Origin of the sequence: Thiocapsa sp., assembly GCF_018399035.1 — a bacterium.
Lineage (GTDB): Bacteria > Pseudomonadota > Gammaproteobacteria > Chromatiales > Chromatiaceae > Thiocapsa.
In genome coordinates, this window is sequence record NZ_CP073760.1 from 5,017,414 (window position 1) to 5,038,960 (window position 21,547).

General features: G+C 65.7%; 25 protein-coding genes and 1 pseudogene. 17 read left to right on the plus strand and 9 right to left on the minus strand.

Annotated features, from left to right (window positions below; genetic code table 11):
• Window positions 1-140 precede the first annotated feature (140 nt).
• Together KFB96_RS22880 and tsaB are read left to right on the plus strand one after the other, a co-directional pair.
• Window positions 141-1,094 (plus strand): hypothetical protein, encoded by a 954-nt coding sequence (locus KFB96_RS22880; RefSeq protein ID WP_213456481.1) that lies wholly within the window; start codon window positions 141-143, stop codon window positions 1,092-1,094.
• Window positions 1,095-1,524: 430 nt separating this feature from the next.
• Window positions 1,525-2,205: a tRNA (adenosine(37)-N6)-threonylcarbamoyltransferase complex dimerization subunit type 1 TsaB gene (tsaB, locus tag KFB96_RS22885; RefSeq protein WP_213456479.1), complete on the plus strand. Its 681-nt coding sequence runs from the start codon at window positions 1,525-1,527 to the stop codon at window positions 2,203-2,205.
• Here the strand turns inward: tsaB and KFB96_RS22890 are convergent.
• On the minus strand, window positions 2,189-2,452 hold the full coding sequence (locus KFB96_RS22890; protein ID WP_213456478.1) for a hypothetical protein: 264 nt from the start codon (window positions 2,450-2,452) through the stop codon (window positions 2,189-2,191). The two genes, tsaB and KFB96_RS22890, sit on opposite strands and share 17 nt — an antisense overlap.
• 196 nt (window positions 2,453-2,648) lie before the next feature.
• On the opposite strand from KFB96_RS22890, the pseudogene KFB96_RS27695 reads away from it, so the two are divergent.
• The 6 genes and pseudogenes from KFB96_RS27695 to KFB96_RS22915 all read left to right on the plus strand — a co-directional run.
• Window positions 2,649-3,217, plus strand: a pseudogene (locus KFB96_RS27695) (DUF4147 domain-containing protein); the annotation flags it as partial.
• A gap of 9 nt (window positions 3,218-3,226) precedes the next feature.
• A complete protein-coding gene (locus tag KFB96_RS27700) occupies window positions 3,227-3,886 on the plus strand; it encodes an MOFRL family protein (protein WP_367115061.1) in 660 nt (219 codons plus the stop codon).
• Window positions 3,883-4,719, plus strand: coding sequence for a ferritin-like domain-containing protein (locus KFB96_RS22900; RefSeq protein WP_213456474.1), 837 nt, complete (start codon window positions 3,883-3,885; stop codon window positions 4,717-4,719). The genes KFB96_RS27700 and KFB96_RS22900 overlap by 4 nt, the downstream gene beginning before the upstream one ends.
• A 90-nt stretch (window positions 4,720-4,809) precedes the next feature.
• Window positions 4,810-6,072, plus strand: coding sequence for a bifunctional alpha/beta hydrolase/OsmC family protein (locus tag KFB96_RS22905; RefSeq protein ID WP_213456473.1), 1,263 nt, complete (start codon window positions 4,810-4,812; stop codon window positions 6,070-6,072).
• Between the two features lie 158 nt (window positions 6,073-6,230).
• A complete protein-coding gene (locus KFB96_RS22910; RefSeq protein ID WP_213456471.1) occupies window positions 6,231-6,755 on the plus strand; it encodes a TIGR00645 family protein in 525 nt (174 codons plus the stop codon).
• Between the two features lie 156 nt (window positions 6,756-6,911).
• Window positions 6,912-7,556 (plus strand): hypothetical protein, encoded by a 645-nt coding sequence (locus KFB96_RS22915; RefSeq protein ID WP_213456469.1) that lies wholly within the window; start codon window positions 6,912-6,914, stop codon window positions 7,554-7,556.
• Between the two features lie 199 nt (window positions 7,557-7,755).
• Here the strand turns inward: KFB96_RS22915 and KFB96_RS22920 are convergent, their stop codons facing one another.
• Window positions 7,756-9,306, minus strand: coding sequence for a glycosyltransferase family 39 protein (locus KFB96_RS22920; protein WP_213456467.1), 1,551 nt, complete (start codon window positions 9,304-9,306; stop codon window positions 7,756-7,758).
• Between the two features lie 228 nt (window positions 9,307-9,534).
• Between KFB96_RS22920 and KFB96_RS22925 the strand changes: the two genes are divergently transcribed.
• On the plus strand, window positions 9,535-10,686 hold the full coding sequence (locus KFB96_RS22925) for a glycosyltransferase family 2 protein (RefSeq protein ID WP_213456465.1): 1,152 nt from the start codon (window positions 9,535-9,537) through the stop codon (window positions 10,684-10,686).
• Between the two features lie 85 nt (window positions 10,687-10,771).
• Window positions 10,772-11,056: a DUF427 domain-containing protein gene (locus tag KFB96_RS22930; RefSeq protein ID WP_213456463.1), complete on the plus strand. Its 285-nt coding sequence runs from the start codon at window positions 10,772-10,774 to the stop codon at window positions 11,054-11,056.
• Here KFB96_RS22930 and KFB96_RS22935 read toward each other — a convergent pair.
• Window positions 11,040-11,360: a hypothetical protein gene (locus KFB96_RS22935; RefSeq protein ID WP_213466024.1), complete on the minus strand. Its 321-nt coding sequence runs from the start codon at window positions 11,358-11,360 to the stop codon at window positions 11,040-11,042. The two genes, KFB96_RS22930 and KFB96_RS22935, sit on opposite strands and share 17 nt — an antisense overlap.
• A gap of 327 nt (window positions 11,361-11,687) precedes the next feature.
• On the opposite strand from KFB96_RS22935, the gene KFB96_RS22940 reads away from it, so the two are divergent.
• Together KFB96_RS22940 and KFB96_RS22945 are read left to right on the plus strand one after the other, a co-directional pair.
• On the plus strand, window positions 11,688-12,062 hold the full coding sequence (locus KFB96_RS22940; protein ID WP_213456461.1) for a type II toxin-antitoxin system RelE/ParE family toxin: 375 nt from the start codon (window positions 11,688-11,690) through the stop codon (window positions 12,060-12,062).
• A complete protein-coding gene (locus KFB96_RS22945) occupies window positions 12,055-12,372 on the plus strand; it encodes a DNA-binding transcriptional regulator (protein WP_213456459.1) in 318 nt (105 codons plus the stop codon). Before KFB96_RS22940 ends, KFB96_RS22945 begins: the two co-directional genes overlap by 8 nt.
• A gap of 427 nt (window positions 12,373-12,799) precedes the next feature.
• Here KFB96_RS22945 and KFB96_RS22950 read toward each other — a convergent pair whose 3' ends face one another.
• A complete protein-coding gene (locus tag KFB96_RS22950) occupies window positions 12,800-13,189 on the minus strand; it encodes a hypothetical protein (RefSeq protein ID WP_213456457.1) in 390 nt (129 codons plus the stop codon).
• Between the two features lie 98 nt (window positions 13,190-13,287).
• On the minus strand, window positions 13,288-13,539 hold the full coding sequence (locus KFB96_RS27175) for a hypothetical protein (RefSeq protein WP_300970826.1): 252 nt from the start codon (window positions 13,537-13,539) through the stop codon (window positions 13,288-13,290).
• A gap of 16 nt (window positions 13,540-13,555) precedes the next feature.
• On the opposite strand from KFB96_RS27175, the gene KFB96_RS22955 reads away from it, so the two are divergent.
• Genes KFB96_RS22955 through KFB96_RS22965 form a run of 3 tightly spaced genes read left to right on the plus strand, consistent with a single transcriptional unit; the run spans window position 13,556 to window position 15,965 of the window.
• Window positions 13,556-14,020, plus strand: coding sequence for an HlyD family efflux transporter periplasmic adaptor subunit (locus tag KFB96_RS22955; protein ID WP_300970828.1), 465 nt, complete (start codon window positions 13,556-13,558; stop codon window positions 14,018-14,020).
• Window positions 14,017-14,955, plus strand: coding sequence for an ABC transporter ATP-binding protein (locus tag KFB96_RS22960; protein ID WP_213456455.1), 939 nt, complete (start codon window positions 14,017-14,019; stop codon window positions 14,953-14,955). Before KFB96_RS22955 ends, KFB96_RS22960 begins: the two co-directional genes overlap by 4 nt.
• Window positions 14,952-15,965: an ABC transporter permease gene (locus KFB96_RS22965; RefSeq protein ID WP_213456453.1), complete on the plus strand. Its 1,014-nt coding sequence runs from the start codon at window positions 14,952-14,954 to the stop codon at window positions 15,963-15,965. Before KFB96_RS22960 ends, KFB96_RS22965 begins: the two co-directional genes overlap by 4 nt.
• Before the next feature lie 383 nt (window positions 15,966-16,348).
• Here KFB96_RS22965 and KFB96_RS22970 read toward each other — a convergent pair whose 3' ends face one another.
• Window positions 16,349-17,911 (minus strand): serine hydrolase, encoded by a 1,563-nt coding sequence (locus tag KFB96_RS22970; protein ID WP_213456451.1) that lies wholly within the window; start codon window positions 17,909-17,911, stop codon window positions 16,349-16,351.
• Between the two features lie 576 nt (window positions 17,912-18,487).
• Between KFB96_RS22970 and KFB96_RS22975 the strand changes: the two genes are divergently transcribed.
• Together KFB96_RS22975 and KFB96_RS22980 are read left to right on the plus strand one after the other, a co-directional pair.
• Window positions 18,488-18,736 carry a hypothetical protein gene (locus KFB96_RS22975; RefSeq protein ID WP_213456449.1) on the plus strand — a complete coding sequence of 83 codons (249 nt, stop codon included), beginning with the start codon at window positions 18,488-18,490 and terminating at the stop codon, window positions 18,734-18,736.
• A gap of 228 nt (window positions 18,737-18,964) precedes the next feature.
• Entirely contained in the window at window positions 18,965-19,198 is a 234-nt protein-coding gene (locus KFB96_RS22980; RefSeq protein ID WP_213456447.1) for a hypothetical protein, read from the plus strand.
• Window positions 19,199-19,203: 5 nt separating this feature from the next.
• Here the strand turns inward: KFB96_RS22980 and KFB96_RS22985 are convergent, their stop codons facing one another.
• From KFB96_RS22985 to tmpT, 3 genes are all read right to left on the minus strand, one after another.
• On the minus strand, window positions 19,204-19,914 hold the full coding sequence (locus KFB96_RS22985; RefSeq protein ID WP_213456446.1) for a DUF3581 family protein: 711 nt from the start codon (window positions 19,912-19,914) through the stop codon (window positions 19,204-19,206).
• A 3-nt stretch (window positions 19,915-19,917) separates the two neighbouring features.
• Window positions 19,918-20,661, minus strand: a complete 744-nt coding sequence (locus KFB96_RS22990; RefSeq protein ID WP_213456444.1) for an N-6 DNA methylase — start codon at window positions 20,659-20,661, stop codon at window positions 19,918-19,920.
• Between the two features lie 128 nt (window positions 20,662-20,789).
• A complete protein-coding gene (tmpT, locus tag KFB96_RS22995) occupies window positions 20,790-21,449 on the minus strand; it encodes a thiopurine S-methyltransferase (protein ID WP_213456442.1) in 660 nt (219 codons plus the stop codon).
• Window positions 21,450-21,547 lie beyond the last annotated feature (98 nt).

The following is a 21,547-nucleotide window of genomic DNA, read 5'->3' on the forward strand; positions in this document are numbered from 1 at the left end:
GTTCGAGTCGGTCCACCGGGGCTAGCATTCGGCTAAAGGATCCTGCTCAGCGTACGGACTTGCTCCAGGGGAGGGGTATCCGCGGATCTGTCGATCGAGAGACCCGCGGCGGTTCGTCATCGACCCGCGGATTTTGCATGATGACCCTGCAGACTGTTGCTCGACCCACCCCCGGCTTGCCGACGGGTCTGGACTTGACCATCGCGATCGGAGAGTCCGTGTCGTCCGGTCAGCTCGGGTCTGCGAGCAGCCTCCTCGCGGCCCTCCCGTCGGTCGGGGCTCGGATCTCGCCCGCCAAGCTGATCGAAATGCTGGAGGCATTGCTGGCGAGCGACGTGGACGCCGCCGCACGATTGGGACTCCTCCACGCCTGGACGGCTCCCGTGTTGGCGGTCGGTGAGCACCTCGGTGATCACGCGGGTCGGCACGCCGGCGAAGAGTCGGGCGCGCGCACCGGCGGATCCGGATCGATTTTCGAGGGGCGTCTCTATCGCCTGATGTTCCGTAACCTCGCGGCGGCGATCGAGTGGGCCGCGGACCGCCAACGTGCTCCCGATGGCGATCTAAACGCGTGGGCGATCCGTAACCTGTTCTATTTCTTTCAGCATCAGATCCGACATGCCGCGCGCCTGCAGATCCCGCTCCCCGCCGGATCTTGGCGTGATCTTCATGCCCTGTCGGTGCGCCTCGTCGTGAGCGCCAGGTATCCGCGAGCGGCCAAGCGTTTGCGGGAGGCCGGTTCCGAGGTCGGGCATCAGGGTGTGAAGGCGATCGAGCTGAGATACAAAGAGGTCCTTTTGCTCGGACTGATCGCGCAAGTCTTTGCGACCGCGATCCAGGATCACCTGAAGGGGTTGCGCACCTGGGCGGTCGAAACCCGCTTGGAAAATCCATTCGGTCTGACCGGTCAGCGCGGATTATGGCTGGTGGATCTCGCCGACGATGCCCCGCCGTGCGAGTGCACCGGGCCCTTGAGCCCGGATTTTCGCGGTTGGGTCTTGTTCCCGCCCGAGGATTTCGTCCGCATGCTCGATTCGGCGCGCCTGTCGGAGACCTTCGCTCCCGACCGGGGTGTTCGCCCGTCTCCCTTTTAAACCGCGCCCTCTGCGGTATGCGATGTTTTTGGATGGGATCGGCCCCGGCGGTTTTGACAAACGCTGGAGTCGGCGCGGTTTAAAGTATTAAAAAACATTACATTTTAAACCGCGTCTCACCGAGACCGAGGACATCTCCGAAGCGAAACGCAACATGAAAATGACGCATGTCGCTCTGGACGCGGTTTAGGAACAGTTTAAATGTAACAACTCGACGAGAGAGTCCTTTGCCACGGTTGTCGTTGTCCTCGTTGTCGTTGTCGTTGTCGTCATCGAATCGACGACAACGACAACGCTTGTCGGTGCTCAACTTTTTTCGGGCACGAGTTAGGGGTCACCGCGATTCGAGCGGATATCCGCAGCTCGCCCCCGACTCCGTATAGAATCGCAACCAAGCATTCCTTGGCTGAATCGATTCCCTTCCTGACCTATGACGACTCTCCTCGCGATCGATACCTCGGGCGACGCCTGCTCGGCGGCCCTGCTCTCGGGCGAACGCATCGAGCAAGTGCTCGAGACCGCTCCGCGTCGACACGGCGAATTGATCCTGGGCATGATGCAGCAGGTGCTGGAGAATGCCGGGACGCGTCTGGACGCACTGGACGCGATCGCCTTCGCACGCGGCCCCGGATCCTTCACGGGTGTGCGGATCGCGGTCGCCGTCGCGCAAGGGGCCGCGTTCGGCGCCGGGTTGCCGCTCGTGCCGGTCTCGACCCTGGCCGCGATCGCGCAGGGAGCGTTTCGCCGCAGCGGCGAACGGCGTCTCCTGGTGGCACTGGATGCGCGGATGGGCGAGGTCTACTGGGGGTGTTTCGAGATCGACGAGCGCGGCTTGGCCGTGGCACGCTGCGAGGAGCGGGTGTGCTCGCCGGAGGCGGTCAAGGCACCGGACGGCGATGGATGGTGCGGTGTCGGGCCGGGCTGGTCCGTCTACGGCGCCGAGCTTGCCGCGCGAACCCGTGCGGTTGTCAACGCCGATGCGGGCGAGGCGATCTGCGAGGCTCGGGATCTGGCCGTGCTCGGCGCCGCCGAGCTTGCCGCGGGGCATGGGGTGCCGCCCGAGCTGGCGGCACCCGTCTATCTGCGGGATCGCGTTACACGGGTCGGCTGAAGGTCTGGCCGTGGACCCGATGAGGTTCCTGGTCGTGCCGGCAGTGGCGCTTGAGACAGCCGATCACATAGTGCAGCAGGGTTCCGCCGACGGCGAGGAAGGCCGCCGTGCCGCCGGCCAACCGGACCATGGGCTCGACCTGGGAGAGCCCCAACACCAGCCAGGTAATGAAGGCCAGCACGCTGGAGATCAGCAAGACCATGACGAAGGGCAACGGGGAACGACTGCATTTCGGGCACAGCTTCATGGGTTGGACTCGTTCGGAAAGGGTTCAGTGGAGGGTCCTTTTTGTTCTCGGGGTTCGGCTGTCGACATCCTGAATCGATGTGCCGGATTCTTTTCTTATCGACACTTAGACATGTCTTTTAGCGGAATCGCATTGAGGATTGTCAATTTGAAGGCTTGGCTTGCCGTTTTCCAACCCGTCGCTCGGGTCGGTCTCGATGGCTGATGCCGCCTTCGCGCGTCGTCTCTTGCTCGAGGTCTTTGCCGCGGCCCTGGGCGCGGTGGAGGGGCGTGCGGTCGTCGGGCAAGCTCTCGCCGACCGACCCTTGCACGGCCCGGTGTGGATCTGTGCGATCGGCAAGGCCGCGCAGTCCATGGCGCTGGGTGCCTGCGATGTGCTGGGTCCGCGTGTTGTCGGCGGCCTGCTGATCACCAAGCCGGGTCATCTGGATCCCTCGGCCTTCGCCGGGCTCGGGATCGAATGCCTGCTCGGCGGTCATCCCGTGCCGGATGGGGGAGCCTGGAGGCCGGCCGGCGCTTGCCCGGCGCGCTTGGCGCGCTGCCGGCGCAGACCGAGGTGCTCTTCCTCCTCTCCGGCGGTGCCTCGAGTCTGGTCGAGGTGCCGATCGCCGGGCTTGATCTTGCCGATCTGCGACGCATGAACCAATGGCTGCTCGGCAGCGGCCTGCCCATCGACGCGGTGAATCGGGTGCGCAAATCGGTCTCTCGGATCAAGGGCGGGGCCCTGCTGAGCGCGCTCGGGGACCGGCCGCCCCGGGTGTTGGCGATCTCGGATGTGCCGGGCGACGATCCGGGCGTCATCGGCTCCGGGCTGCTGGTTCCCGAGGTCGGTTTGGCCGAGGGTATTGCGGCGCTCGATCTGCCGACTTGGCTCTCGGAGTGGGTCGAGCGCGGGTTGGAGGAGCGGGGGGCGTTGCCGACACGCGGTCCGGAGATCACGTTGGTCGCGACCTTGGAAACCGCCAAGTCCGCCGCGGCCGATGCGGGGCGCCGTGCGGGTTTCGCGGTTCGGGTCGACGCGCATCCGGTCGAGGGCGATGCAGCGCTCGCCGGGCGACGCCTGGCGCGTGCCTTGCTCGCCGGCCCTCCGGGCATTTCGATTGCGGGCGGCGAGACGACGCTGCGTCTGCCGGATGCGCCCGGGCGGGGCGGTCGCAATCAACATCTTGCTTTGGCCGCGGCGATCGAGCTTGCCGGCCATGCCGATGCCGCGTTGCTGAGCGCGGGGACCGACGGCACCGACGGTCCCACCGACGATGCCGGGGCCTTGGTCGACGGTGCCACGCTGGAGCGGATTCGAGACGCCGGACTCGACGCGGCCCAGGGGCTGGAACGTGCCGATTCGGGCACGCTGCTCGAGGCGAGCGGCGACCTGATCCGCACCGGACCGACGGGGACCAATGTGACGGATCTGATCCTGGGGTGGCGCGGATGACGCAGGTGCAGGGCAACCTCTTCGATGTCGCAGTCGCCTGTCTCGGCGAGCCGGATCCGGCGCGTAAGCAGGCCGCGACGCAGGCGGCGGCCGAGCACTGGCGCGCCGGGTGCCTGGATGCGGATGCGTCGGGCGCAGACCCGGTTCGGGATCTGCCCGGGCGTCCGGCGCGGCCCGAGCTGGTTCCCCCGCGTGCGCTCAAGGCGCGCAAGCTCACGAGCCGCGAGGGCCGTGCGGCCATGATCCACGCGGTCGCCCACATCGAGCTCAACGCCATCAACCTCGCTTGGGACGCGGTACAGCGCTTTCGCGCGATGCCGGCGGATTTCTACGCCGACTGGGTCCAGGTCGCGGCCGAGGAGGCGGAGCATTTCGGCCTGATGCGCAGCCGACTGCGGGATCTCGGCTACGACTACGGCGATTTCCCCGCCCATGACGGCCTCTGGGAGATGGCGCGCGCGACCGCCCACGATCCGCTCGTGCGCATGGCCCTGGTTCCGCGCGTCCTGGAGGCGCGCGGGCTGGACGTGACGCCCGGGATGATCGCGCGCTTCGAGGCGGCGGGCGACCCGGAAACGGCGGCCTGCCTGGGCGTCATCCTGCGCGAGGAGGTCGGCCACGTGGCTGTCGGCTCGCGTTGGTTCAAGCGGCTGTGCGAGGAGCGCGGCCTCGACCCCGGGCCGCTCTATTTCGATCTGCTGCGCGAGTACATGCGCGCCGAGATCCGCTGCCCGCTCAACCTCCCGGCCCGACGCGAGGCCGGCTTCGACGAGGTCGAGCTGGAGCGTCTGCAGGCGCTCTGTCGGGCGGGGGAGGGCGGACGAGTCGGCTGATCCATTCGATGGATAAAAAAAGCTGGCGGCCGGCGGCTGGAAGCTTCCGGCTTTCCCCGGATCGATGGATCTCCAACGAGAGGACTAGGCATGGCACGTATCAAGCTCGAATTTCCCAATCCCGAGGGGCACGCCTTGGTCGGCCTGCTCGAGACCCCTCCGGATCGCGTGCCGACGGCCCGTTACGCCCTTTTCGCGCACTGCTTTACCTGCAGCAAAGACATCGCCGCGGCGACCCGCATCAGTCGGGCCTTGGCTGCGCGCGGGATCGCCGTGCTGCGCTTCGACTTCACCGGACTCGGCAACAGCGACGGCGACTTCGCCAACACCAATTTCTCTTCCAACGTCGCCGACCTGCTCGCCGCGGCGCGCAAGCTGGAGGCGGATTACGAGGCCCCGGCGCTCCTGATCGGACACAGCCTGGGCGGTGCGGCGGTGCTGGCGGCGGTGCATGCGCTCCCGTCCGTCGAGGCGGTGGTGACCATCGCCTCCCCGGCGACTGCCTCGCATGTTCAACACCTCCTCAGCGGGGCACGCGGCCAGTTGGAGGAGACCGGCGAGGCCGAGGTGCAGATCGGGCAGCGGCGCTTCCGCATCCGCAAGCAGTTGCTCGACGACCTGGATCAATACGCCTCGGCGGACCACATCCGTCACCTCAACCGCGCCCTTCTGGTCTTCCATTCGCCGCTCGACACCATCGTGTCGATCGGGGAGGCCGGCAAGATCTTCCAAGCGGCGCGGCACCCCAAGAGCTTCATCTCGCTGGACAAGGCCGACCATATGCTCGGCAATCGCGAAGATGCCGAGTATGTCGCCGAGACGCTGGTCGCATGGGCGAGCCGCTATCTGGGGCTCGGCAAGCACGGTTTCGAGCAGAGCATCGGGACCGCACCGCGGGTAGCCGAGAAAGAGGTCCTGGTCACCGAGCTCGATACCCGTTTCCAGCGCGGCCTCTACACCCATCGCCATCAATGGCTCGCCGACGAGCCCAAGTCGGTCGGCGGCTCGGATCTGGGTCCCACACCCTACGCTCTGCTGCTGATGTCGCTCGGCGCCTGCATCTCCATGACCGTGCGGACCTACGCCAGGCATCAGGGGCTGGCGTTGGACGACGTCGAAGTCCGCCTGAGCCAAGAGCGGGTTCATGGCACGGACTGCCGCAGCGGTGAGCACGAGGGCGAGGACGAGGGCAAGCTCGAGCGCGTCGAGGTGCATCTGAACATCCTCGGCGCCCTCACGCCCGAAGAGCGCACCCGTCTACTCGAGATTGCCGCACGCAGCCCGGTTTATCGCACGCTGGCTGCTAGCACGAACGTGCAGATGCGTTTCGAGGAGGAGCCGCCGGGCACCTGAGCGGAGGCCCAAGCCGAGGCTCGGGGATCGACCGACCGAACGCCGTTGAAGTGGCGGCCGCGCCCGCGTAGCATCCCGCCCGCTCCCGTCACCTCTGTCCGCTGCGCGCAATCGCCGGACCCCGACTCAATGGCCTGCAGGCAAACCGGAACCTCGACATGAAACGGATCGAACATATTCTGGAGTTGGTCATCTTCAACAGCCGCTGGCTGCTCGCGCCCTTCTATCTGGGCCTAGTCCTCGCCATCGCCCTGCTGCTGGTCAAGTTCATCAAGGAGTTCATCCACTTCGTCCCCCTGGTCTTCACCGCCGAGGCCGGCGAGGTGATTATCGGGCTGCTCTCCCTCATCGACGTGGTGATGATCGCCAACCTGGTGCTCATCATCGTGCTGGCCGGCTACGAGAACTTCGTCTCCCGAATCGATACCGGGGACCATGAGGATCGTCCCAACTGGATGGGCCATGTGGGCTTCGCCGAGCTGAAGATGAAGCTCATCGGCTCCATCGTCGCCATCTCGGGCATCGAGCTGCTCAAGGCATTCATGTACGTGGATCGCCTGACCAACGAGGAGCTGGCCTGGAAGGTCGGCATCCACATGACCTTCGTCGTCTCCGGGCTTTTGTTCGCGCTGATGGATCGGATCTCGGCGGACAAGGCGAGCAATCGCGGAGACGATCATTAGTCGACATGGTCAGCCTCGATCACCCATCCGGTCGGATGCGGTGATCCGGCGAACCGCATCGCGCTCCGGCGGGCTCGCGGTTCCGAGGTGAACCGGTTCGGCGGGAAATGAAAGACGTCAATGGCAACGCGTCAAGCCTTTACCCGAGATGAAATCGTGCTCTGCATTTATGCGGCGCGATACGACATCGCCGAGATCGGAGGCATCGAGACCATTTCTGCGCTGCAGTCACGCAGTCGCTCATCGATCAGCATGAAGATCCAGAACATCGCCGCGATGTGCGACGACGCAGGGATCAGTCGGAACCCGACTCAACGCAGGCTGACGGGGCGCCCGGCCGGGGAGACCGGCAGGCGGACCAACTGGGCGGAACTGTCGGAATATGCCGGCGTCGATCGGCAAAGCCATCTGCTGGAGTGTCAGTCCATTATCGCCGAGGCGTTCGCCTGGCCGGGGGAGTTGACCGATGGCTCGGCATTTTTCGAGGGTGCCAAACGCCGCGTGACGGTGAATGCTTACGAACGTGATCCTGCCGCTCGCCAACGCTGCATCGAGCACTATGGCTGCTCGTGCGTCATCTGTCGGTTCGATTTCCTGGCGTCGTTCGGCCCTGTCGCGGAGGGCTTCATCCAGGTGCACCATCTCACACCCTTATCCGAGATCGGCGCCCGATATGCGGTGAATCCAATCATTGACCTTCGGCCTGTTTGCCCGAACTGCCATGCAGTCATCCATCTCGGAGGATGCACACGCTCGATCGACGAGGTCCGTGAAATGCTGCAGTCGCGTGCGTCGGGTTAAACCGCGTCCAGAGCGACATGCGCCATTTTCATTTTGCGTTTAAACCGCGCCCAGTGCGGTATGCGATGTTTTTGGATGGGATCGGCCCCGGCGGATTTCAGAGCCGCTGGAGCCAGCGCGGTTTAAAGTATTAAAAAATATAAAATTTTAAACCGCGCCGGCTCGAAGGTCCGTCGTGAACCTTTCCCGACCGTTTGCCTCACCCCTCCGGAAGGTACCGATACAGATTCCAGGTGTGCAGCGGACGCGCGCAGGGCGCCTCCGCGGCTTTGCTCAGCGGCTGCCCGGCGCAATCGAAGAGCCTACGGTGGGTATCCGCGCGAAAACCCGCGATAGCCGGCGGTGCGCCGAATCCGGAGACGAGCCAGAAGGGCGAATCGACGGACTCCGGATCCAGTCGCGGTGCGATCCGGCCGCGCAGATACTCGGAGGGTCGGGTCAGGCCGGGCCATTGGGTCGTGGTGTCCAAGTCCGGCGCGTAAAAACGCAGCATCGCCGTGGTTTGATACCGGTCGGCATAGACGGGCTCCTCGAGCCTGCCGACGATCTCGGCCAACTCTCGGAATCCATGGGTCTCGCGCAGGACGCGATTCTGACTGTCTCCGAGCGGCAGTGCTGCGGTCGCCGCATGGAACGCGTAGAAACTCAGAAGCAGCAGATTGCCCAGAGCGGCCGCGATGACCCAGGGACGCAGATTGCGCAGCAGCAACGCCGCCAAGGGCGCCGCGGACATGAGATAGACGGCCGGCCAATTCGGCTCCACCTCGCTGCCGGTCGCGACCAGGGCGAAGAAGCCTAAGGGGAAAAGGGTTGCGGCCCACAGCAGAGGTTTGGCGTGGCCGACGAGTGCCCCGGCCATCTCCTGGCTCGGCTTGTTACGTCGCGCCCGGTTGATGAAAGGCGCAAGGAGTAGGGGAATGGCGATCAGTCCCCAAAACGCGAGCTGGGTGCCGAGATAACCCGAGAGACTGCCCAGTCGCTCGCCGATCGATTGGGGGCCGACGTGCGCGATGGCGCCGGGGGCGCCGACCGGCAGGTCGCCGACCTCGGTCGAGAAGCCGTGGCCGAACTGAAAGCGCATGGTCAGCCACTCGTTCTGCTGGTTCCAGAGGATGTTCGGCGCGAAGACCAGGAGCGCGACGAGTCCGCCGAGGTAAGGCCAGCGCGTGCGCAGCGCGCGCGGGTCGCTGAAGAGGATGGCCAAGAGCAGCACCGGCCCGATCAGGACCATGGTGTATTTCCCCAGCAGACCGAGACCGACCGCTGCACCGGCGCTGAGCCAACGTCGACGCTGGCCGGCAAGCGCGCGCTCGCTCTCGTGCAGGGCCAGCGCCCAGGCCAGGCCCAGCACCGTGTCGGGCGTGGTGATGACGCCGCCGGCGAATCCGGGGATGGTCGCGAAGACCAGCACCAGCGCCACGGCCAGATCGCGCGGCGCCGTGAGTCCGCAGTTGCGGAAGAAGCGTGCGAGGACAAGCAGCGTCAGTGCACTGGCGATCAGTGTCCCCGCACGCGCGGCGAGCGCGGACCCCGGGGCGAGCCAGGTGCCGATGCCGAGCAGTGCTACACCCGGCGGATGATCGAAATAGCCCCAGGCGAGGCTGCGGGCCCAGTCGAAGTAATAGGCCTCGTCCTGCGTGACCGGCAGGAGCGCGGCGACGCCCAGCCGCCAGGCGGTCATGGCCGCGATCAGGGCGAGCAAGAGGCCCCACGCCTGACGGGGTGTATCGATGCCTCGGGTCGTTTCCATGGTCTCGTGACTCGCTGCGTGGTGTGATTCGGCAGATTCGGCGGATCCGATCCGGGCCGCGATCGGTCGCGGTCGAGATGGCGGGAACGCGATCGCGTTAGAATAAGGGCTTTTCGGAGCCTAGGTCTGCCGTCTCGTCACCGTTGCGGCGTCCGCAGCCGCGCGCGGCAGTCTACTTCAAAGGCGCGCCCCGCACGTTCCTTCCCGCAACGAATCGAACCTCCGCTCATGGCCAACAGGATCTCCGATCAGCCGATGCCCCAGCACAACTGCCGTCCACCCGAGTTGGCCGTTATCGTCCCGACCTATCAAGAAGCGGACATGGTGGACGAGGTCGTCCGCCGGGTCGATGCGGTGCTGCAGGGGATCGACTGGGAGCTGGTTTTCGTCGACGACGACTCGCCCGACGGGACCTCGGACCGAGTCCGCGCGATCGCACGACAGGATTCGCGTGTCAGGCTGGTGCAGCGTATCGGCCGACGCGGGCTGTCGTCGGCCTGTATCGAAGGCATGATGTCGAGCGCGGCGCCCTTTCTGGCGGTGATGGACGGTGACCTCCAACACGACGAGACCCTCTTGCCCCGGATGCTCGAGGTCATCAAGGCGGACAACCTGGACATCGTGGTCGGCAGCCGCTACGTCTCCGGCGGGGGCATGGGGGACTGGAATGCCCGTCGGCAATCCATGAGCCGGTTTGCGACCCGGATCGGCCAGTACCTGATCCATGCGGATCTGCAGGACCCGATGAGCGGGTTCTTTCTGGTGCGTGCGTCGGTCGTCCAGGGGTGCGTGCGGCGACTCAGCGGGGTCGGTTTCAAGATCTTGCTCGACATCTTCGCCGAAGCCGAACATCCCCTGCGCTTTCGCGAGCTGCCGTTTACCTTCCGCGCGCGCGAGGCCGGCAGCAGCAAGCTCGACAACGCGGTCCTCTGGGAATATCTGCTGATGCTGACCCAGAAGCTGATCGGCCCGGTCATCCCGGTGCGCTTCATCGCCTTCTCGGCCATCGGCGGGCTCGGTGTCTTCGTGCACATGGCCGTGCTCTGGCCCATGTTGACCCTGCTCGGGACAGGCGCCTTCCTGATCAGTCAGGCCGCCGCGACGCTGGTCGCCATGACCAGCAACTTCTTTTTGAACAACATCCTGACCTACCGCGACATGCGTTTGCGCGGCCGGCAGCTGATCTGGGGCTGGCTCTCCTTCGTCGCCGCCTGCAGCGTCGGCGCCCTGGCCAACGTCGGCATCGCCAACTATCTCTTCCAAGGCGGCCACTCCGGCTGGTTCCTCTCGGCGCTCGCCGGGATCCTGGTCGGTGCGGTTTGGAACTATGCGGTGACGGCTGTCTATACCTGGAAGAGGCCGCGGGCCGTCAGGGATTGACCACGTCCGGGGCGGCGCGTCCTCGCGACTCCTCCGCTCGACCGGGTCACCCCGGAGCAGCAACCAACCCTCGAGGGCATGCACCATGGTGAAAGCAGTGTGGAAGGATTGTGTGATCGCCGAGAGCGAGCAGGTCGAGGAGATGGATGGCCATGTCTATTTTCCGATCGCAGCGGTCCGACAGGATCTGCTGGAAGTCAGCGAGCGGCGGACCGTCTGCCCGAAGAAAGGCGAGGCGCACTATTACCATATCCTGGTCGGCAACGACTGCAACGTCGACGCCGCCTGGCGCTATCCCGACCCGAAACCCTCGGCCGCACGCATCGCCGAGCATATCGCCTTCTGGCGCGGGGTCACGGTGGAGCGCTGACCGGCCGGTTCGAGAGGCCGCGGGCGTGGCTCCATTCAGGCGCAGCACCGGTGCCGCCGACCCTGCCGTCTGCATCCGTCCGCCGTCGCGTCGGGCGCACCCTCGCGCACCGCGTTCGCGCCGGCCCCGTCAGGTGCGTCAGCTCCGCGCGCAACGCATCCAGGATCGCGCCCCGCTCCGGGCTGCCGGGCGGCGGGGTGGTGATCGTCTCGCGCGTGGCCGGCGTCGCCGCGTGACTCGCCATGCAGCACCCCAGCAGGATCAGGATCAGGGCGTCGCCGATCCGGGCGCGTGTCGGGTTCATCCTCGTGTCCTCGCTGCAATGAGATGACGAGGCCCGCGCGAGCGCATGACCGCGCGCCCTCAAAGCCCCATGATCGCCCGCAGCTCCACGCTGCCGAGCACCTGGCAGTAGATCATGTTGATGATCGAAGGCTGCATCGCCCTGCCCGACATGGATTGCAGCCCGAGGCTTGCCCTTCATCTCCAGCTCGGTCGATTCCAGAGCAATGTCCACGTCAGGGCAGTCCAATCGGTCCAGCTCGAGCGACATCCGGTCATAGATCACCAGATTCCCTATGACTTTGTGATATAACACTAGGTATGACATCGAACCGGAGCGCAAGGGCACGTGAGGATCTTCAAGAACGCTTGGTTCGAGCGCTTCGCGCGCAAGCAGAAGATCCGGGACGGGATGTTGCGCGACGCCGTCCTTCGAGCGGAGCAGGGCCTCATCGATGCCGATCTCGGCGGCGGGGTCATTAAGCAGCGTGTGGCGCGCCCAGGGCAAGGGCGCTCCGGAGGCTATCGGACCCTGATCTTGTACCGCCAGAGGCATCGTGCCTTTTTCGTCTATGGATTCGCCAAGAACCAGCAGGCCAACATCAGCGACGAGGAAGAAGCAGCTTTCAAGAAGGCGGCCCGGCACGTCCTCGAGCTGACGGACGAGCAACTCTCTGCGCTGATCCGAAACGGGCAATTCTCGGAGGTTGAACACGATGGCTAAACAGTATCGTAGCGACGCGATGGCCTCGATCCACGAAACCATGGAAGCCCTCCGGGAGGTGGGTGCCATCGGCAAGCAGACCATGCGCGAGTTCGATGACGTTTGCCTGACGCCGGTCGAACCCCTCTCTCCCGAGGCCATCCGCGCCCTGCGCGAGCGCGAGCATCTTTCTCAGCCGGTCTTTGCACGTTACCTCAATGTCAGCAAGAACTTGGTCTCGGACTGGGAGCGAGGGGTCAAGCGTCCCGGCGGGCCAGCGCTTCGGCTTCTCACCGTCATCGAGAAGAAGGGGATTCAGGCAATCGCTTGAACGCTCGGCCCCGAGTCGACAGGAAGCTCGCGGCAGTGACCCCTCGCTGTTCAGTTCGAAGAAACGAACGACAACCAAGGGCCGGATTATCGCGGTTAGGACCACAGCAGGTGGTTCTGGTGTCAAGATCGGCCGCGGACGACCGACGTCCGCTGGATAGGTCATTGCGGCCGCTCATCGGTGCCGGCTGAGGGTCCGGAGTTGGCCGAGTTCTTCCTGATCGGCACCAGAGTTGCGTGACCGGTCATGGGGCCCAGCGATCGGTCGGCTGGCTCGGCTCGGTGGCCGGTCCGGGTCGTAAACGGTCTGCCGCGAACCGTTCGCAGACTGTCCGAGCTCCGCACCGGAGTGCCGGTGCCACAACCGATGACACCCACGACGTCCCGTTCCCCGGGATCGCATGCCGTATACCCGGTTCGCTCCACGGTCAGAGTTGCACGCCGGCCGCCCGGGGCCGCCGCTCGGATCGCCCGGTCTCCCGGTGGACCCGGATGGCGACACCCGCCACACGGCGAGGCGACAGCGCACGCCACCTACCGCGGAACCAGACGGGACGCGCAAGCAGAACGTACGCCAGCAGCAGTGCGGCAAGCGGAACCGCGCAGGCCGCAGTGTCCACGACGACGATCAACATCGCGCGGCCGCGCCATGCAGGGGCGAGCCGTCGGCGCCGATGATCCCCGCGCGTGTTGCACCTGTCGAGATCGCGATCGAGGGCGGGGCGGCGGCCCGCCGGGTCGACTCGCGAGCGCGCGACCCGGAACCGATGCGCAGACAGCCGGACCACGAGCGCGCTGCCGTGAGCTGGCTTCGCCATCCCTGTACTTGACCGGAGCTCAGCGCCACTCTAGCCTCGCATTTGCGGTCCACCGGAGCGGCTTGACCCGCCCCGTCGCAACGACAGCATCCGCATGCTCAAGAGGCGTCCGACGCATGTGCAGGCTCAGGATCCGATTCGCCATCATGGCTGCTGTCCTGCTCACGGGCTGCCTGGACACCGAACGACCGCTCGCGCTCGGGACCCTGGAGCGGGATCGCGTCGCACTCACCGCCACCGTCGCCCAACTGGTCGTCGACCTGCCCGTGGCCGAGGGTTCGCCGGTCACCAAAGGCACCCTCTTGGTCCAGCTCTCGGACAGTCAGCAGCGCGCGGCTGGACGAGGCCAAGGAGAACCTCGACGAATTGCTCGCGGGCACGCGCCCGGAGCAGATCGCCCAAGCCGAGGCCGAGCTGAGTGCGGACGAGGCCGCGCTGGCCTATCAACAGGCCTTGCTGGCGGAGCTTCGCATCGTCGCCACCCGCGACGGCGTGCTCGACAGTCTGCCCTGGAACCTCGGCGAGCGCGTCACGGTCGGCAGCCCCGTGGCCATCATCCTCGCCGGCAAGGCGCCCTATGCCCGGGTGTACGTCCCCGAGCCCTATCGGGTCAAGATCAACAAGGGCGATACGCTCAAGGTGCACGTCGATGGACTGGATCGGACCTTTGACGGCACCGTGCGCTGGATCAGCTCCGACCCGGCCTTCACCCCCTACTACGCCTTGAATGCCAGCGACCGCGCCCGGCTCATGTACCTGGCGCAGGTCGAGCTTCCGGACAGCGCCGCCATGCTCCCGAACGGCGTGCCCGCACAGGTCGAAATGCCGTGACCGAGCCGGTCATCGATGCGCGTGGACTGACGCGCCGGTTCGGCGACCTGACCGCCGTCGATGCATTGGATCTGACGGTCGCTCCGCGTACCATCTATGGCTTTCTCGGCCCCAACGGCTGCGGCAAGACCACCACCCTGCGGATGTTGACCGGACTGCTGACGCCATCCGCCGGCACGGTGAGCGTGCTCGGCCATCAGCTCCCGCGCGACGCCGAGCGGCTCAAGCGCCGGATCGGCTACATGACCCAGAGGTTCTCGCTCTACGACGACCTGAGCGTTGCCGAGAACCTCGGTTTCGTCGCCGAGATCTATGGCCTCGGGCATCGCACGGCACGCCAGCGCATTTCCGCATTGCTCTCGACCTACGCGCTGGAGCCGCTGCGCAGCCGGCGTGCCGGGCGCATGAGCGGCGGCCAGCGGCAGCGCCTGGCGCTGGCCGCGGCGACCATCCATGAACCCGCGTTGCTGTTCCTCGATGAGCCGACCTCGGCCGTCGATCCCGAGAACCGTCGCGATTTCTGGGAACGCCTGTTCGACTTGGTCGACGCCGGCGCCAGCATCCTGGTCTCGACCCACTACATGGACGAGGCCGAACGCTGTCATCGGCTCGCGATCATGGCGTCCGGGCACAAACGCGCCGATGGCTCGCCGGCCGAGCTGATGGCCGGCATGGGTGCCCGGGTGGTCGAGGTCGAGGCCCCCGACCTGCGCGCGCTCAAGCTGCAGCTCTCGGCGCTGCCGGAGGTCATCTCGGCCGCGCAGCTCGGCAGCCGACTGCGCGTGTTGGTGGCCGATCGCATCGCCGACCCGGTCGCCTGGCTGCGCACGCAATCGCTGCAGCCGACGCCCACCGCCCTGGAGCCGGCGCGTCCAAGCTTGGAAGACGTCTTCGTCACCAGCACCGGGACCCATGTCGGGAGCCGGCAACCATGAGCGCCGTGCTGCAATCGGCCCGGCGCATCCTTGCGATCCTGTCCAAGGAGCTGACCCAGCTGCGGCGCGACCGCACCACCCTGGGCATGGTCATCATGATTCCGCTGATTCAGCTGATCCTGTTCGGCTACGCGATCAACACCAATGTGCGTGATATCCCTGCCGCGCTGGTGGATCAGGCCAACACCGGCCTCAGCCGGGTGCTGACCCAGGCGGTCGAGGCGACCCAGGTGGTGCGTTTCACCGAGCGCACGCTCGACATCACCGCGGCGCAGGAGGCAATCGTCGAGGGCCGGGTGCGCGCCGCATTCATCATCCCGCCGGATCTGAGCCAACGCGTCGCCCGCAGCGGCAGCGTCGGCGCCGGGTTGGCGACCCCGCCTTCGACCGACGAGCAGACCAGCCGGCCGGTTGCACAGTGGATCGTCGACGGCTCGGACACCGTGATCGCCGGCGCCATCAAGGGTCTGAGTGCGATGCCGCTCACCGAGCTGCTGCGACGCCCCGCCAACCGCACGACGCCGACCTTCGCCGTGGCACTCTTCTTCAACCCGGAGCAGCGCACCGCGATCAACATCGTGCCCGGCCTGGTCGCCGTGATCCTGACCATGACGATGGTGATGTTCACCTCGGCGGCGATCGTGCGCGAGCGCGAGCGCGGCAACATGGAGATGCTGATCAACACGCCGGTGCGCCCGCTCGAGCTGATGCTGGGCAAGATCGTCCCGTACATCGGGATCGGTCTGGTGCAGACCACCATCATCCTGCTGCTCGGCCACCTGATCTTCGGCGTGCCGCTGCAGGGCTCACTCCCGGCGTTGGCGGTCGCGACACTCGCCTTCATCGGCGCCAGTCTCGCCCTCGGGCTGGTCCTCTCGACCATCGCCGGCAATCAACTGCAGGCGATGCAGATGACCGTCTTCATCCTGTTGCCGTCGATCCTGCTGTCGGGCTTCATGTTCGTCGGACTGCTCATCGCCTCGCTGCGATTCAAGAAGCGGCCGGATTGAAATGGCCACCACAGTCGCCGCACTGCACGACGAAAGCCGAGTGCAGGCAAAGTCCTACAATCGGCCAGTGCCGGAGAGGCCGCGAGTGACCGGTCACGCCCCGGAACCGACATTGGTCCTCCGATCGGCAATGGTCGAAATGTGACTGGTAACGGACGCCGAACCGAGCGTTGCGTTCATCCCCAATACCCCCATCGAGCGGACTCTCAACCACATCGGTGAGCCGCCCAACCCACTCGCGATCGCGCCCGCCGTGGACTGCCCGCCCGGGAGGATGCTCCCGAGCCGGCCCTCGATGCCGACCCGATGATCCGCAAGGATTGCCGGTGCGACCTACTGGAGCGCCAGGACACCCACCTGCCCAGTGACGCTCAGCCCCGGCATCATGGCCGGCTGCGGCTCGGCACGCGCGGGCGTTGGAGGCGCCAGCCGACCCACGCGCGCAGGCCGATATAGAGCACGACGCAGAAGGCCAGCACGTGGTTGGCCTTGTCCCACGAGAAGCCAGCGGGCTCGGTGAACGGCGCGAACGCAAGCCAGGCCACCACCAGGACGCAACCCCAGAGCGCCAGCTGAAAGCCTCGCCGAAACACGCCCTCCGGCATCAAGACCAACATCAGGAGAGGTCCACCGGGTGGCATTTCAGGTCCGCCCGGTCGCCGACGGCGTGCGAGCCGATCGCCTGCAGCGCCGTCTCGGCGTTGCCGCCGTGGGCGAAGCCGGCGGGCGACTCCATCGAATAGGTTTCCAGGGGCTCTCCGAGGACATTTTTGGGTTCGGGCATGACGTCGCTCCGACTGGCGAGGTTGTTGTGTGGCTTCCAGGTCCGATGGTCTCTCGCGTACCGGGTCGATGTAGACGTATTGGCCCCAAACCCCGATCGCGAGGAAGTCGCCCTGCGGGTCTTCCGGGATCCACCACTTGTAGCCGTAGCCAAACATCCAGCTCGAAGCAGGGTTCTCGCCGGGCTGCAGGTGCGGTGCGCCTAGGTTCACCGAGGCCGCGACCCAGGCCGCCGGCACGATCTGCCGATCCTCGCGCGCGCCACCCTCAAGGTACAGTCGCCCGAAGCGCGCCCAGTCGCGCAGCGTTGCGTTGACGCAGCACAATGCAAACTCGCGCCCCAGCAGATCGGTGCTCCAGGACGCCGAAGCCTCGGCGCCCATCGGCCCCCACAGTCGAGCGGCCAGATAGTCGGCCAGCGGCATCCCGGTGACGGACTTCAGCACCAGGCCCAGCGCCATCGTGTCGGCGCTGACGTAGTCGTTGAAGGTGCCGGGCAGGCGTGCCCGTTTGAGGCGCGCCAGCGTCTGCTCCACCGGCTCGCGCAGCGCCATCGCGCGGATGAACACCATGTTGATGTCCGAGAACGGGTTGTCGTAGCCCTCGTCGAAGGCCACGCCCGAAGACATTGTGAGCGCGTCCTCGATCGGCACGTCGCCATACGCCGAGTCGGCCAACGCCGGTACGTAGGCGCTGATCGGGTCGCGGATGGACGCGATTCGGCCTTCCTCCACGGCGATGCCGATCAGTGCTGACACGACCGACTTCGCTACCGACCAGGAGGTGAAGGGCGAGGTCCCGTCGGCGCCCAGGTGATAGGCCTCATGGGTGATCGCGCCACGGTGAACAACGACTATCCCGGTCGTCACCGTGCGGTCGAGAAAGGCCGCGAGGTCCCGCTCGGCGCCGTCGTAGCGGTAGGTGGCGGGCAAGGGGCGCGGGTCGGCATCGAAGGCCCGGACGCTGCCGTTGCGCGGCACCGGACGGGATGGGAAGATGCGGTCCATTGCGCGGAAGTTCTCGACCCGATGGGGCTCGGCGAACAGGGTGAATCCGGCCCAGTAGGGGCTCTGCCGCAGCCAGAGGATGCCCGCCAGCCCAAGCACCAGCAGGCCACCCAGGCCCCAAAGCGTAATGTGCAGCACACGTCTTCCGAAGGTCATCGGCCCATCTCCCGAGTTTTCATTCAACGCAGAGGAGACGCCAGGGTCACCATGTAACGCATCCGCCGATCGGGTCAGAGTGGCGGGGCGAGATCTCCGAGGACACCGTCGTGACGTCTCACTGCCCGGCTGACGGTCATGGGGCTGACGCCCAGGTTCCGATCCAGCTTGGGTTCCGGCGGGGGCAGCTTTCGCCCTGAAGAATAGTCTCGCGGTACCGCTCAGCATATAGAAACGCGCGACTTAATCCGAAATGCTCCTTCGTTAGCCTAAACCGCGCCCAGGTCATGGAGCCTTCCACCTTGCCACTTCGGTCCATCAGTAGTGCTAAACCGCGTCCAGAGCGAGATGCTAACTTTCGAGTGAGTTCGAAGTTTGGTGAATCCACGACCCTTAGCGGGGGGCGCGGTTTAAAATTTTATATTTTTTAATACTTTAAACCGCGCCGGCTCCAGCGGTTCTGAAATCCTCCGGGGCCGATCCCATCCAAAAACATCGCATACCGCACTGGGCGCGGTTTAGACTGTAGTCCTGGCATGTATTAACGACTCGTAGTCCTCACTCTGGAGCTTGGTGATGGGTCACCCGTTATCCATCCGCTTGGATGATGACACCCAAACGACGCTGGAAGATGCTGCGAAGTCGCGGGGCATCGGACTGGCGACCTATGTGCGCGAGTTGGCCGCGAACGAGGCGAGGCGTCTTCGGCGCGAGCGCATTCGGGCGCAAAGCCGCGCCGTCGGGGCCTTTGTCGCTTCGTCGCCCGAAGGGCAGTCCTTTTACGCCGATTGGGGGACTCCCACCACCGACGGCGAGCCCCGGTGAATCCTTCGGAAAAGGCGACGGCGGGTCAGATCGTCCTAGTGGATTGGCGCGACGCCCTCCCACATCACTGACGCGCAACTCATCGAGATTCGGCGACTGATCGGGATCGCAATCGGACTGGAATGAGGTCCGGGGTTGGGTGCATGTCGGGGGCAGGCAAAACATCATTCCGTCCGAATCAAACCGGGATAGACCGGAGCGCGCGGGGCTGTTTCTCGGAGATGAAGATTGACACGCGTTCTCGACCCATCCAGCCCGCTGCTCATCGGGCGATTCTTGACCACCCATTCGGAAGGCTTTCACGGCAATTCCGGCATGACTGGTCGTCCGGCGCCTCTGGATTGGTTGAAGGCGCTGCCGCAGGGGGAGACGACGAGTCAGGAACCGGCGCGCCGCAGCGACATCGACGCCGTGCGCGGCGCGGTCTTCGAGCAGACGGATGGCCTGCTCCGCGAGCCATAAGGCGGTCAGACGCCAGCGAGACTGGCTGCCTTCCACCCGGCATAGCGCTCGACCAACCCCCGTAACGCCTCGGGCTCGTAGGCCCGCAAGCCGCTCAGGATGAGGGTCTTCGCGCCCTGTCCGACCGGCTCCCCGGCGGCAGTCAGGCGGAACCCGAGTCGGGCCTCGCCGCGCTTGCCCTTCACCTCCAGCTCGGTCGATTCCAGCGCAATGTCCACGTCAGGGCAGTCCAATCGGTCCAGCTCGAGCGACATCCGGTCATAGATCACCAGGGGCCGATCCGGGTTGATCATCACACCCTGCTGCTCCATGAGCGGCACCAGGATGTGCGGAAAATTCCGACCCGAAAAGGCCACGTAGCGGCGCACCAGCGATTCAATCATGATCAAATCCCGGGTCACCTGTCCCGAACGCTCGACCTCGAGACAGGGCTTGCCGTCGGCCGTCTCGACCACGACGCCGGCGCCGCTCTGAATGACGTTCAATGCGGCATCCGCTCCGACCATTCCGGTGAAGCGAAAGGTCATCCGATGCGCAAGACCACATCGGGCGAGGACAAGTGCAAAGAGGAGATCGCCGGGGACACAGAAGCGCGGATTCGTCGCATCGTGGATCGGATTGAAGTCACCCGCGACCTCCTTGGCGAAGGCGCGGCCTTGCGGCGCGGAGATACGTAGCAGGCCGTCTTCGGCCGCGTGGAAAGGATCGAGAAACATGGCTCAAAGCTCCGAGGTCCGGGAGGCCGGACGACCTGCCGCCGGGGCGAGGAAAGGACATCGACCGCGCGAGGGGGTCGGGTTGGCGCTGCTTGCCCTCGGGGAACACCGGCGCTTCGTGCCCACGCACCACGCGGTTATCCCCGCAGACGCGGGGAACACTTGGAGAAGCAAGCCCGCGCCGGCGCGGCGGAGTCGCGGTTGTGGAACGCCTTGATCGCACGCTGGCATTGAGACGCGTCCGGTCGACATCGCCGATCGCGAAGGCGACATCGACGATGTGTTCGTCGAGGCGCCGTGCCCCGAGAGCGGCGCCGACTGGCTGATCCGCGGACAACACCACGACCGGCTGTTGACGGACTCCCCGACGGCGACCGGGAAGCCGAATGTCCCGGCGGCCGGGTCGCACATCACATCATCAGGCGTTGGCTCGACCATCTCGACCATGAGCTGGATGAAGTGGCGCGGGGTGCGGAACTGACCGTTCTGCCCGGCAGAGGCGATCTTGCCGAGCATGTCCTCGTAGACGCAGCCTTTGTCGTCCTTGCCCAGCGGGAAGATCCGCCGATCCATCGGGATGCCGAGTGTCTGCGACTTGTTCTCCTCCAAGGTATGCAGGTCATCGAGGCGCTTGATGAACAGCGGGTAGGTGATCTGCTCGATCACCGAGAGCGGGTTGGAGACCCTGCCGGACCAGAAGGCATTCCAGATTTGATCGACCTGGTTACGGATGTCACCTGTCAGCATGGTTTTCGTCGTCCTTCCATTCAGTCGTGGCCAAAATACCCTGCCTGCCGGTGGTCGGCCGGCTCAGTCTGCCCCGACGGGACTCGGACGTCTCGGTCACCGGGCCGCGAGGGTCGTCTTGCGGCGTCTCAGGGGCGAGGCTCCAGCTTCCACACGTGCTCGGCGAGCGCGGTGAGGCCGCGTCGGCGAAAGTTCGGTGACTCGTCGATCACGTCGAAACTCGCCAGCGGCTCGATGCTGTAACGGTCCGCGAAACGCGTTTGGACCTCGTCGCGACCGACCGAGAAGGGCGGGCCGGACATCTCGGCCTGATCGTAGTCGAGCGTGATCAGGAGGCTCTTTGCGGTCGCGGGCACAATGGTTTTGAAGTGCTCGGCGTAGGCCGGGCGCATCTGCGGGGGGAGGGCGATCAGCGAGGCGCGATCGAAGACGGCGCCGACGCCTTCCAAATGTGCAGGCGTGAGATCGAAGTAGTCGCCGACGAGCACCCGCAGCTCGTCGACCGCGTAGGTGCGAAACGGCGGTGTCTCCGTCACGCGCGGTTCCAGGCCGTTGTCGGCGAAGAGCTCCTGCACGCCCAGCTCGCTGATCTCCACCCCGACGACACCGTGGCCCCGGCTGGCGAGCCAGAGAAGGTCGAGTGTCTTGCCGCAGAGCGGGACGAAGACCAGGGTCTCGGGTACGAGTCCGAGACCGGGCCAGAACTCTTGGAGATGCACGTTGATCTCGGGGAGATGCCAGCCGATCTCGCCATGCTGCCAACGGTCGAGCCAGAATTCAGGGGTCATGGGGGGAAGTGGTGAGTGGTGAGTGAACAGTCGTGAGTAAGGGACGCCGGGGTCGGGATCAGTGCGTGTCATGTCGTTCGCCGAGGCAGCGCGATCCG